Below are 12833 nucleotides of genomic sequence, written 5' to 3'. Positions count from 1 at the left end.
TGGCGGATCGTCTCCGTCATGGACACGACCGCCACGGACCGGGGCGCACGATGAACTACGCCCACTCGCTGGAGCTCGGCCTGCAGCTGCCGCAGGGGGCCGAGGTAGACGACGACGCGCGCCACCGGCTCGTCAGTCTCGCCGAGGAGCTCGGGTACGACCTCGTCAGCGTCGTCGACCGCCCGGACCTACCCGCCACCGACGCCGTGACCCTGCTGGGCTGGTTGGCGGCTCGCACCAGCACGATCCGGCTCAGCGCTGATATCCGCGCGCTGCCGCTGCGCGACCCGGCGGTCCTGGCCCGTTCGGTCGCGAGCCTGGACCGGCTCACCAGCGGGCGGCTGGACCTCGTGCTCGGCGCCGAGACGAGCGCGGACACCGTCGTGGCTGCCGGCGGGCCGCAGCTGGAGAAAGCCGAGACCTGTGGCGTGCTCGGCGAGGCGATCGACGTCGTCCGGGAGCTGTGGAGCATGGAACGCGGCCTGGCCCGGGTTGACGGGCGCCACTACCGGCTCTCCGGCGCCGCGAAGGCAGCGCCCGCGCACGAGGTACCGGTCGGCGTGTACGGCACGACGCCGGACCTGCTTGAGCTCGCTGGGCGTCGCGCCGACGCGTGGTCGGCGCGCTACGCGGGCACGGACGCTCTCGCCGCGAGCAACGCGACGATCGACGACGCGGCCCGGCAGGCGGGACGGGCCCCGCGTGAGATCCGGCGCCGGATCATCGTGAACGGCACCTTCATCCAGGCCGGCGAAGAGCACAGCCTCGGCCTGACCGCGACACCGACCCAGTGGGTGACCGAACTGCTGCCACTGGTCGTCGACCACGGTGTGGGGACGATCATGCTGGACTCCGTCGACACGGACACGATCACCCGGTTCGCCCGCGAAGTGATTCCCGCTTTGCGTGCGGCCATCGACGCCGCGCTGCCCTACGGTTCCGCCGGCCTGCGCGTCCGGACCGCGGCAGCTCTGGCCCGTCGGACACCCGGTATCGACTACGACGACGTGCCCGCCGGCCTGGCCGAGATCGTCGAGCCCGGTGACCGGGCATACGCCCGCTACCGCTCCGGCTACCTGCGTGGCGGCTCCCCCGCCGTCGTGCTGCGCGTGTCCACGCCCGAGCAGGTCGCACTGGCGCTGGCTTACGCGCGGCGCCACCCCGAGCTCCCGCTCCCGCGCCGCAGCGCCGGGCACGGGATCTCCGGGCGCTCCACGAACGAAGGCGGCATCGTCATCGACCTGTCCGCGATGAACCAGATCGAGGTGCTGGACGAGGCCACACGACGGGTCCGGATCGGTCCCGGGGCCCGCTGGATGGAGGTGGCGGCAGCGCTGCACCCGTACGGCTGGGCTCTGAGCTCGGGTGACTACGGCGGCGTCGGTGTCGGCGGTCTGGCGACCGCGGGCGGGATCGGGTATCTCGTGCGCGCGCACGGACTGACGATCGACCACCTGCGAGCGGTCGACATGGTCCTCGCCGACGGCTCGCTCGTCCAGGCAAGCGAGACCGAGAACACGGACCTGTTCTGGGCGGTGCGCGGTGCCGGAGCCAACGTCGGGATCGTCACGTCCTTCGAGTTCGAGGCCGACGTGGTCGGGCCGGTTGGGTACGCCGAACTGACCCAAGACGCCAGCGACCCCGCACGCTTCCTCGTGGACTGGGGCCAGTTCGTCGAGACGTCTCCACGCGAGGTGACCAGTTTCCTCATCATGTCGCCCGCACGCGGCAGACAGCCGGCCGTGGCGCTTACTCGCACCATGGTCGACTCCGACGACCCCGAGACGGTCGTGGCGCGGATCGAACCATTGGCCGATCTGGCCGCGCTCTACGCCCAGCAGGTGCAGATCGTGCCCTACGCGGCGGTCCTGGCCAACGCCAGTGACGAGGAGCCGGTCTCCCAGGGCGAGCCGGTCTCGCGCAGCGGTCTGCTTCGCCACATCACGCCCGAGTTCGCCGCTGCCGCCGCCCGGGTGCTGTCCAGCGGTGGCGTGCACTGGTTCCAGATCCGCGCGCTCGGCGGCGCCGTCGCCGACACCGACCCCGACGCGACCGCGTTCGCCCACCGCGACGCGAACTTCTCCGTGGTCGTCATGGGCCGACAGGACTCCGTCGTCGACCGTCTGTGGGCCCGGCTGGAGCCCTTCTTCGAGGGCAGCTATCTCAGCTTCGACAGCAGCCTGCGACCGGACCGCATCGAACAAGCGTGGCCGACGCGCACCCTCGCACGACTGCGGGAGCTCAAAGTGGCGTACGACCCCGACGGCGTCTTCAACGACAACTTCCATATCCCCCTTGTCCCTTCACCAGCCAGTACAGGAGCAGCACGATGACCGACTACGGCCACGACCTCACCTTTGGCGCGTTCATCACCCCGGTGGCGAGCCCGGCACATCAACCCGTCGAGCTTGCGATCCTCTCGGAGAAAGCCGGCCTGGACATGGTGGGATTCCAGGACCATCCGTACCAGCCCGCGTTGCAGGACACCTGGACCCTGATGTCCTACGTGGCCGCGCGCACCGAACGCGTCCGGGTCGTAGGCAACGTGCTCAGCCTTCCCCTGCGGTCACCCGTGACGCTCGCGCGCGGCGCCGCCGCGCTCGACCGGCTCTCCGGAGGGCGGGTCGAGATGGGCCTCGGTGCAGGCGCGTACTGGGACGGGGTTGTCGCGATGGGCGGCCGCCGCTTGACCAAGGGCGAATCGGTCGAGGCGCTCGAGGAGGCGGTCGCCGTCCTACGCGGCCTGTGGGCCACCAACGAGCGCGGCGGGTTCCGGTTCGACGGCCGGTACTACACCGTGGCCGGCGCACGTCGGGGTCCAGTTCTGGCGCACCACGTGCCGATCCACATCGGCGCCTACGGTCCCCGCATGCTGCGCCTGACCGGCCGTGTGGCCGACGGCTGGTTGCCGTCACTCAGCTACCTGCCAGACGGTTTGGACTCCCTGGCCGGCATGAGCGAGCAGATCGACGACGCGGCGGTCGCCGCCGGACGCGACCCCGCCGCGATCGTGCGCCTGCTCAACATCGGCGGCCGGTTCACCACGCGTGCCGACGGGGTCTTCGACGGCCCGCCGGAACACTGGGCAGAACAGATCGCCGAGGTCACGCTGAACACCGGCGTCTCGGGGTTCTTCCTCATGTCCGACACGCCCGCGGAGATCGAGTCCTTCGGCCAGGAGATCGCACCTCGCGTGCGTGAGCTGGTCGCCGCGGCCCGGGCTCACTGAGACCCCACGTCGGACAGGGGCAGCGCCCCTCCGGCGAATGAATGCGACGCATTCACGCAGGCCGCCGCCACGACGTGGCGGCGGCGGCAAGTGGTCGCCGAGCACGACGCTGACCGGCACGCTCAGCGCCGCGCTCACCCTCCCCCGAATCCGCGCGGGCGGACCCGCAGATCGATGGCAAAGGATGACCGTGCGCTCGTACGTGATGTCGTGGGGGACGCGTGCCTATGGGCGCGTCAAGGTGCCGTTCGACACCGTCGAGGGCTTCCACTGCGGGTTGGATCTCGCTACGGCAGATGCTGAGATCTCTGCCCGCGTGTTCGAGGTCGACATCTGGGACACCCAGACCAGGCTCGACCACCCGTTCATGATGCAGGTCCTGGTCGGCCATGCCACCCGCACCCGCATCCTCCTCCACGAGGAGGCTGGGTCCCGGTACGCCGTCGGCGACCTGCCGACCAGCACGGACGCTCCACTGACCTACGAACGGCCGACCGGCACGAACACTGCCGAGACCGAAACCACCACAGTCCCGGTCAGTCAGGCCCGCGGAATCCTCACCGAGTACGTGCGCACCGGCGAACCGCCCACGCAGGTCACCTGGGCCGTCCAAACCGAGGACTGAAGCACGCGCCGCTACCGAGCCGGGCACCTAGCCCTGGGTCGAGGGGCCGCGCGGTGCGATGTCCATCGCGCGAGCCCAAGCGGCCGCGTCGTGGGGGAGGTCGGGAGACGGCATGTCCTCGCCGAGCAAGTATCGCAGCACCTCGAACGCCGAGATCCGGTTGCCCTTGCGGTCCAGGAACCGGCTGGCGATGATCCCGCGGGCGCAGAGCTCCCCGCCCCGCGTGAACGCTTGCTCCTGATAGAAGGCGCGCTCGTCCCAGCCCAGGATCTGTGTGGTGATCTCGAAGCGGTCCAACAGTCGCAGGGATCGCCGGTACTTGATGGTCGATGCCGCGACCACTGGGGCCCAGCCCAGAGATCGAGCGACCGGGAACAGGCCCAGGTCACCGAACTGGTTGTTCCGGGCCACGTCCATCATCTGCAGGTACGTGCCGTTGTTGACGTGCAGGTACGAGCCGAGGTCCAGGGGCCCGACGCGCATCCGGGTGACCGACGGGTCGAGCGTCGTCTGTCCCGGACGGACCTTGCGGGGGAAGAGTTCAGTCCAGGTGCGCTGAAGCATGCGGGCCATGGGGTCTCCTGTGTCGGGCCGTGACCGTTGTCGGTGGCGGGGCTAGATGGGTCCGAGCACGGCGCGGGTGCTCGGCGTTGGGAGAGGTCGCAGACGTCGCGGCTGGGCCGCACATGCAAGGAGACTGGCCGCGAGACATCCGCAGGGATCGCGGGGCATGATGCGGTTTCGGCCGGAGGCCATGCGTCGGCTCAGACCGGTGCGCGCTGCGAGTTTGCTGCCTCGTGTGGAGGGCCGGCGCGGCGTTTTGGCACGACCGAGATCGTCGGTGCTCGAGCAGGCCGGCCTGGTCAGCGCGGCCCTACATGGACGCCTCACGGCTCTCGGTGCTCGGCCTCGCTCTGGACAGAATCCGGCTCGACCGGAGTCGTCTCGTCCGGGCTGTTGCCCCAGCTCATCAAGATGCTCAGCTTCTCGGCGGCCGGCGAGCCAACGTCGGCGGTGTAGGTCGAGAGAAACTGGCCGCCTGAGTCCGGGATGTCGAACGTCTCGTAGTTCAGGCTCATCACCCCGACGGTCGGATGGAAGATGCGCTTGGTGCCGTGCCCGTGCTTGAACAGCCGGTAGGTAGCCCAATACCGCGCGAACTCCTCGGAGGCCACCGACAGCTCGCCGACGAGCTTCTCCAGCGCCTCGTCCGGTCTGCCCGGGTTACGTGCCGCGCGCAGTGCGGCGACGGTCGGCGCCGCGACTTCCTCCCAGTCGGGGTAGCGCACCCTGTTCGACGAGTCCAGGAACAGCCAGCGGGCGACATTTCGGTCGCGAGCGGGCATGGCACCGAAGTCGGTGAGCAAGATGGTCGCCGCACGGTTCCACGCCAGGATCTCCATCCGGGGACCCTGCAGCAGGGCAGGCACCGGGTCGATAGCCTCGACGAAGGTCCGCAAGCCCACCCGCACCTTCGGTCGTCCCACCGGCGTGCTGCGGCGCTGCTGAGCAGTTGGGTTACCCACCAGGCTGCGCAGATGCTGACGCTCCAGGGGGTCGAGCCGCAGTGCGTCCTCGATCGCGGTCAGCACCTGGTCAGAGATGTTGCCGATGCGCCCCTGCTCCAACCGGGCGTAGTAGTCGACGCTGACACCAGCCAGCGCGGCGACCTCCTCGCGGCGCAGGCCACGCCCTCGACGTTGGACGGGCGACGGCGGAAGCCCGACCGTCGCCGGATCGATCTGGGCGCGACGTGATGTCAGGAACTCGCGCAGCCCGTTCGACGTCGTCATGCTCCGATTCTGCCCACGAACGCTACGCACAGGCGGTGCTTAGCGCGTACTGCCAGTACCAGTTCCAACGAGCGCACTCTGGATGCCCGGTCCGCCCGGACTGTCGAAGTCGGACGGACGCGGATGGACACCTGGACGGATCGGTATCGCTTCATCTGCCTCTGTCGCCGGCTGAAATGTGGGGCAGGGTCGAAGGCACGCCGCGCCTTCGACCCTGCGATTCGCCGTGGCGCGGGATTCTATGGCGCGAGCGGCGGGTAGTCCGTGTAGCCCGTGGCGCTCCCGCCGTAGAAGGTCGCGGGGTCCGCCTCCGTGTAGGGGCCCTCGCGGTCGATCCTGTCGATCAGATCGGGGTTGGCCAGCCACGCTCGCCCCAACGAGACCAGGTCTGCTCCCCCGTCATCCACGGCGTCGCGGGCAGCCTCGTGCGGGGCCATCGGCTCGTTGTCCCGATGGGGGTTGAGCATCAGGACCCCGGGCCACAGCTGACGCAGCTCGTGGATGAGCTGACGCGTCCCCGGCTCCTCGATGATGTCCAGGAACGCCAGCCCGTCACCAGCCAGCTCGGTCAGCATCGCCCGGTACAGCTCGGCCGTTCCCGCCTCACGGATGCCCAGCGCAGAACTCGCGGGCGACACGCGCAGCGCGGTCCGCTCTGCCCCGACGGCATCTGCCATGGCGCGCACGGTCTCGACGGCGAACCGGATGCGGCCAGCGGTACTGCCGCCCCACTCGTCCTCACGGACGTTCGCGTCCTGGCACAGGAACTGTTGGACCAGATACCCGTTGGCTCCGTGGAGCTCGACTCCGTCAAAGCCGGCAGCAATCGCGTTGCGCGCCGCGGCGGCGTGTTCGTCGATCGCCTCATGGATGTCGTCCTCGGTCATCGCCTCGGGTGCGAGGTTGGACCTCATGCCGTCCGGCGTGTAACTGCGGCCCGGTGCGGCGACCGATGACGGGGCCTTGGGGACACGCCCACCACGCACCTCGGGACGCCCGGCACGCCCGCCATGCATGATCTGGGCGAAGATCAGGCCGCCCGCCTCGTGCACGGCGTCAGTAACCTGTCGCCAACTAGCGACCTGTTCGAGCGTGTGCAGGCCTGGAGTCGCCGGGTAGGCCTGTCCCAGGGTGCTCGGCTGAATGGCCTCCGAGACAATCAAGCCCGCGGTCGCCCGCTGCCGGTAGTACTCAGCCATCAGTTCGGTAGCAGCCTCGCCGGCGCCCGCTCGACTCCGTGTCATCGGAGACATGACCAGCCGGTTGGCGAGCTCGTACGGCCCCAGTTCCAGGGGCGAGAAGAAATCGGACATGGACGGATTCTTCGTCGGATCGACGAACCGTCCAACCATCAGGTAACTCACTTACATTGCGTAAGCACAGACTTTCGAACAGCACATTGACCCAGGTCATGCCTGCCCCGCCGCTCGCCTGGTGGTCGCTCGCCGCGATCGGTCACGGCGGAGCCGCGGAGGGACGCGACCGCAGGTCCGACGTGGTGACGCTAGCGGGGCAGCGCGCAAGAGATCCGGCGGCTCGAACCGGTCGATGCCTGTGGATAACCCTGGGGCAAACCTGTGGATATCAACCGCAAAAGGTCCTCCAAAGCCGCGAGGTTGAACGGCTCCAGACATTGGTGCGCTGTGGAAATTCCTACCAGTCCCGGCCGCCGCGCTGCTGGGATGCCCGGTCGACGGCATCGCGTCGCGCTCGTTCGTCCGCGTCACGGCGGATCCAGGCAGCGCGGGCTCGTGCGTCTGTCAGGACTGCCGGCACGCGCTCCATCGGCCGCGGCTGCGAGCGGCCGCGGTGCAGGGTCCTGGATTCCCGACGGGTCGTGATGGCTTCCAGTGCTCGTGCGGCAGCAGCGTAGGCCTCGCTGCGCTCCCCTTCCGGTACCTGCGGTCCGAGCGGGGCGACCGGGTCGGTGACCTGGTAGCGGTCGCGATAGGCCACCACCTGCCGCATCGCCATCTGCCATGCCCCGCGTGCGGGGCCGTCCGGCGGCGGCAGGGCGATGGTCTCCATCCACAGCTGCGGGTTCGTCACCGCGTCCTCCACCAGGGCGTCCAGTCGGGTGGCGATCAGGTCAGCGTGCCGGGCGAGCCACGTCTGCACGAGCGGATCTGTCGCCGGTCGCGCACGCCCCGCCTGCACGCTGGCCTCGGCTGCGCTGTCGGCACCGGTGCCTGCGTCGGTCCGGGCTGGGTTGGTGATGAGGTCGGCGAGGTGGTCGGTCATGACCTTGCGGACCGAGCCGACGTCGAGCTGTTGGAGTGTCGCGGCACCCGGTGCGTGACAGACGCTCTGGGCGACGTGTTCGATCAGGGGCCACCACTGGTCCAGCTCGACCCGGTCGTAGAGGTGGTCGACCAGGGCGCGCAGCGCCGGGATCTGCCGTTCGAAGTGGTCCAGGTTCCGGATGGTCTGCAGGTTGGGTTCCATCGCGAACCACGTCAGCGGAATGGTCTCGGCCAGCGCGCCTGCGAGAGCATCGGGGTTGTCGGTGGCGGTCTGGGCGGGGTCGGTGGGCAGGTCGAGTGCCTGGGCGTGGGCCGCTTCGTCGGGGGTGAGCATCGCCCAGACGCGGGCGGCGGCGGTGCGGCCGGCGGTGTCGGGGTCCAGGGCGACGATGAGGTCGCTCAGGTCCCTACCGGTCGCGTCGCGCAGGGCTTGTAGGTGTCGTTCGGTGATGCCGGTGCCGCCGGCGGCGACCGGCGCGATCTCGACTCCGGTCTGTTCCGCGAGACGGGCCGCGGCCAGGTGGAGGGCGGCGTGGTCGGTCGGTCCCTCGACGAGCACCGGGCGGGCACCGGCTGCCAGGCGGGTGATGGCGTCGGGGTCCAGGCCGTAGACGAGCTCGCCCTTGCGGTACGCCGCGGTCTCGGGGGTGTTCAGGTACTTCGGTGCGCGCCCGTCACCGGTGTCTGCCTCGGTGGGGTTGATGCGTGCGGTGACGCCGACGACGGTCCCGGTCTGGTCGCGGTAGGGGAACACGATCCGGTTGCGGAACTTGTCGATGACCTTCCCGCCGCGGGTGCGGGTGGCGACCCCTGCCGTGACGAGCTGGTCGGGCGTGTACCCGAGGGTCTGCAGGTGGTCGGTCAGCCCGGTCCATAACGCGGGAGCGGCGCCCCACTCCGCACCGGCCAAGCCGCGGCTGGTCATGTATCGGGTCGCCCAGGACTGGGTGGTCTTCTGCCGGGTCCACCAGGTCCACGCATGGCCGGTGATCTCGACGACTAGGTCCCGCTCCCCCGCCTCGACGACGGGCTCCTGAGCACCGGCCATGGGCACCTTGCCATCCGCGCTTGTCGGGGCACCCGGCCCAGCCGTCGCACTGCCCTCGGTGCCTGCTTCCTGCCGCGGTGTCTCGGCCGACGGCGTGGTCGCGATCGGGTCGCCGGGCCCGTCCGCGCCGGCGGCCGGGACGTCAGCCCAGAGCATCGTGTCGGTGGTGTCGGGGGCGGTCGTGATCCAGGCCGGCAGTCCCCGCTCGTCGTGCTCGCGGTGTCGGGGTAGGCCGATGCGGTGGTGCAGGACCTTCGCGATCGACCGGGCGTTTCCGAACCCGGTCCCGGCCGCCCGCCGGACCACGGCGGCGGGGTCGGTGCCAGCTGCTTCGTGCATGGACAGGCGCTTGGCCAGCACCGGCCAGACCTCGTCGCCCAGGACCCGGTCCGCGACCCGTCCGGGCAGCACCGACCGGACCGCCTCGGCCAAGCGACCGACGCGGTCGGGCTCGAGGAAGGTGAGGTAGGCGTCCTCGTATTCGGGGACGAGGCGGGCCAGGGAGTGCGCGTAGTCCCACTCGTCCTCGATCACCCGGGACGCGGACTGTTCCTCGCCGTCGCGGTCCAGGACGCCCTTCAGCGCGTTCAGCACGGCGCGCTCCAGGTCGGGCTGGCGGTGCGGGTCCAGATCCAGGACGTCGTCGGTCTCGACGTAGACCCGGTTGGAGTGCGCGCCGCGGGTGATGGCGGTGTAGAGCTCGTTGCGAGTCATCCCAACCCCGACCATCGCGTGGGAGGTGTCGACGGTCATGCCCTGCACCCGGTGGATCGTCGCGGCGTACCCGAGCTCGACATGCTGAGCGACGTAATCGGCGGGAAGCACCACGGTCGCCCCGGTCTCCAGGTGCCGGGCCTGCAGCGCACCGTTCTCGTCGCGGGCTGTGACGCGCCACAGGTCGCCGTTGTGGACCCAGTCCTTGCTCCAGTCGATGTGTCCGTGGTCGTGCTGGGCGCGCAGGTGGCGGTTGTTCAGCCGGGTCACGATGACGTCGCCGATACCGGCGCGGTTCTCGTCGTGCAGGGTGATGCCGTCGTCCTCGACCTCGCCACGGGTCACCCGGTGCAGGCGGGCGCGAGCGGACAGCTCGGTCACGAGAGTGTTGGTCGCGGCGATCATGATCGTCTTGCGGCCGGTGTCGGAGTCGGTCTGCCAGTTCGCGAACATCTCCTCCGCCATCGCCGCCGCCGACCCACCCAGGGTGCGGCGGTGGGTGATGTAGAAGTCCAGGCCTCGGTGGTCGCCGTCGCGGAGCTGGAGGGAGGCTTCGGCTTCGCCGGGGGTGTGGAAGCGGTGGATCTGGGTCAGCTCGACGGCGCCGGCCTGCTGGGCGATCAGCCGCAGGGCGCCGCCGGCGGCGACGGCGCCGAGCTGGGCCGGGTCACCCAGCAGCCGGACACTGCCACCCGCCTGCTGGGTGATAGCAAGGACATCGGCGAGGGCGAGCGTGCCTGCAAGGCTCGCTTCGTCGACCAGGACCACCGTCCCGGGCTCCGCCGTGAGGCGTTCGCGCAGGCGTTCACTTCCCGCGCCGTGGTTTGCCAGGAGGAACATGTCCAAGGTTTCCGCCGTGATCCCGTCGCCGAGGTCCGCGCCGAGGACTTCCGCGGCGGCGGCCGACGGCGCCAGGGCGATGAGCTTGCCGCCCGAGTCATGGACCGCGGTCGCGAAGGCGCGCATGGCGGTGGTCTTCCCGGTGCCAGCCGGCCCGATGCCCGCTGCCAGCACCGTGCTGGTCGCGAGGTGCGCTACCAGGTCCCGCTGCCCCTGGTTCAGGACCCTGCCGCGGTCAACCCGGACCTGCTCAATCGCGCGCTCGACTGCGTCCGGGTCGATGATCAGGCCACCCGGGGTACGGGCGGCAGCCAGCAGTTGGTCCTCGGCCTCCAGGACCGCCAGGGAGGTGTACTTCGTGGAGCCGTGCACGAAGTAGACGCTCTCGCCATCCTTGCGACGCATCACATCCGGCGGCTCATTCAGATCCGGCGGCGTGATCACCAGGCTTGCAGCTTCCGCGAACCCGGCGATCGTCGCAGCAAACGCGAGCAGATCGGTGCCCTGGGGGGCATGCTCGCGGGCCAGGCGGGTGGCCTCGGCCTGCAGGTGGTACGTCGTCCATGTCGCCCGCTTGCCCGCCACGTTCGTCAGGCAGGCATCGACCAGATCACCCTGAGCGAGGACCTGTGCCGTGAGGTCCGCAACGGTGGCCCGGCGGCTGGCGGCGGTGCGCCACCGCAGTTGCCGGAAGATCTGCGCGCGCGGCCACGCCACACCGAGGCGCTCGACCGCCTCGGTGACGTCCTGGGACGCCCACCGGGCAACACCCCGCCCGGCAAGGTCCTGGGCGACGGCGGGCCACAAGTCCTTGAGCTCGTCCACCCCCACCCGACCGATGCCCGGGTGGGGGTGGAGTGCCCCGGCGAGCATGCGCGCGACCGCATCCGGGTCGCCCAGGATCGTGGCTGCCAGCTGGGCCCACTGCGGGAGCCGGTGCCGTAGCCCGACGGGTGTGCCATTGCCCTGCCGGGTGTCCAGGTTGGCCTGCTGCGTCAACCCGTAGGCGGTCTTCGTGGCTGGCTCGTGCCCGTGCTTCGCGCGGTAAGCGGCCCGGAGAGACTCGTAGGACTCCTGGATCGCGGCCCGGCGCCGCGAGAACGCCTCCCGGAGCTGCTTGGGGACGCCGACGATCTCCCGCACACCCTGCTTCCCACGGCCCCGGCTCTCTGTGTGGAACGCGACCCCGAGGACCTCGACCAGGAGCTGCTCGATGCGGGTGTTGTACCGCTCCGAGGCGGCAGCACCGAGCGAGTACAGGACCCGACCGTCCAGCGCCCGCCAGATCCCGTCGACCCCGAGCGCCTTGGTCGAGACCGCGACATGCGTGTGCAGGTTCGGGTCGCCGGCGCGGGAGTCGAGGTGGTCGAACGCGACGGCGGTCAGGCCGTGGGTGTCGATCTGCCGCACACCACCCGCGCCCCCACGGGTGAGCGCGGCCTCGGACTCGATCCACCCCAGGGTGTCCTGCCACGCCTGGGTATGCGCCTTCGTGATGGCCTCCCGCGTCGCCTGGTCGCCCAGCCCCCACAGAACACTGATGCTCTTGGACGGCGTGAACACAAGGTCATACCCGGCCACCGCCTTACGGGGCTGCTGACCGCGCTTGGCCATCCAGGTCGCCACGTCCTTGTCCGAGACCTCGCCTGATCCGCCCTTCTCGGCGTGCTCCTGCTGCGCCAGGGTGCGCGCGACGTTCCAGCGGATCAGGTCCCGCTCGACACCAGCCTCCGGCGGCCGATCGTTGTCCGCGGCGAACCGCGCGAAAGCTGCCTCCAGCGCAGCGGTGTAGCCGTCGTCGGGGCGGGCTTTGAACTCGGGGAAAGCCCGACCGAGCGCGCCCACCCTGGCGGCGTCTTGCTTGGACGTACCGCGGGCCAGGGCCTCGACCTCCAGCCGCTCCGCGTCCGGGTGCCGGCCCTGCCCGAACAGCGACTTCATCTGCCGCTCCAGCACCTGCCCCGATACCCCGAGCTGGTCCAAGCCCGACCCGACCCAGTGGCCTGGCGGGTTGCCGTGCTGCATGTAGTAATCCGTCAACGACATCCCACGACCCCGCGGCACGTCGCCCGACGCCACTTGCTGGGTCAGGTACGTGTACCCGCTGCCTGCGCTCAGCGCGTGGACCGTCATCACGTTGTCCCCCACCCCCTCTCCTGGGCTTGTCGGGCTGTTCCAGGTCGCCTTCGGCGGCCTCCGCTCACGGCTTGTGCAAGAGGTGTGTGGCCTTCGTCGTGGCGGTCCGCGGGACCCGCAGTCCTGCTGCCCGCCTGCCCGCGTCACGCCGCCGCGTGCGCCGCGTCGTGCCGTGTCGTACGCGTGCGCGTCGTCGCGCGTGCGC

The 12833-nt window shown here is 70.3% G+C and carries 7 protein-coding genes; 3 read left to right on the top strand and 4 right to left on the bottom strand.

All coding sequences use genetic code 11. From position 1 onward, the window contains the following. The first annotated feature begins 50 nt into the window (after nucleotides 1–50). From FHX71_RS07910 to FHX71_RS07900, 3 genes are all read left to right on the top strand, one after another. Nucleotides 51–2333 carry an LLM class flavin-dependent oxidoreductase gene (locus FHX71_RS07910; RefSeq protein ID WP_182615179.1) on the top strand — a complete coding sequence of 761 codons (2283 nt, stop codon included), beginning with the start codon at nucleotides 51–53 and terminating at the stop codon, nucleotides 2331–2333. Beyond that, nucleotides 2330–3229, top strand: coding sequence for an LLM class flavin-dependent oxidoreductase (locus tag FHX71_RS07905; protein WP_182615178.1), 900 nt, complete (start codon nucleotides 2330–2332; stop codon nucleotides 3227–3229). The genes FHX71_RS07910 and FHX71_RS07905 overlap by 4 nt, the downstream gene beginning before the upstream one ends. 190 nt (nucleotides 3230–3419) lie before the next feature. Beyond that, nucleotides 3420–3854: an Imm1 family immunity protein gene (locus FHX71_RS07900; protein WP_182615177.1), complete on the top strand. Its 435-nt coding sequence runs from the start codon at nucleotides 3420–3422 to the stop codon at nucleotides 3852–3854. A gap of 27 nt (nucleotides 3855–3881) precedes the next feature. Here the strand turns inward: FHX71_RS07900 and FHX71_RS07895 are convergent, their stop codons facing one another. The 4 genes from FHX71_RS07895 to mobF form a co-directional block, all read right to left on the bottom strand. After that, a complete protein-coding gene (locus tag FHX71_RS07895) occupies nucleotides 3882–4427 on the bottom strand; it encodes an acyl-CoA thioesterase (RefSeq protein WP_312876961.1) in 546 nt (181 codons plus the stop codon). A 314-nt stretch (nucleotides 4428–4741) separates the two neighbouring features. Next, nucleotides 4742–5647: a helix-turn-helix transcriptional regulator gene (locus tag FHX71_RS07890; protein ID WP_182615176.1), complete on the bottom strand. Its 906-nt coding sequence runs from the start codon at nucleotides 5645–5647 to the stop codon at nucleotides 4742–4744. 239 nt (nucleotides 5648–5886) lie between these two features. Next, complete coding sequence (locus FHX71_RS07885) at nucleotides 5887–7011, bottom strand: alkene reductase (protein ID WP_312876960.1); 1125 nt, start codon at nucleotides 7009–7011, stop codon at nucleotides 5887–5889. A gap of 289 nt (nucleotides 7012–7300) precedes the next feature. After that, nucleotides 7301–12640 carry a MobF family relaxase gene (gene mobF, locus FHX71_RS07880; protein WP_182615175.1) on the bottom strand — a complete coding sequence of 1780 codons (5340 nt, stop codon included), beginning with the start codon at nucleotides 12638–12640 and terminating at the stop codon, nucleotides 7301–7303. Between the last annotated feature and the right edge of the window lie 193 nt (nucleotides 12641–12833).

It is taken from the genome of Promicromonospora sukumoe (assembly GCF_014137995.1).
GTDB classification, from domain to species: domain Bacteria; phylum Actinomycetota; class Actinomycetes; order Actinomycetales; family Cellulomonadaceae; genus Promicromonospora; species Promicromonospora sukumoe.
The sequence above is the reverse complement of the archived record's forward strand: the minus strand, read 5'-3'. Positions and strand labels throughout refer to the sequence as shown.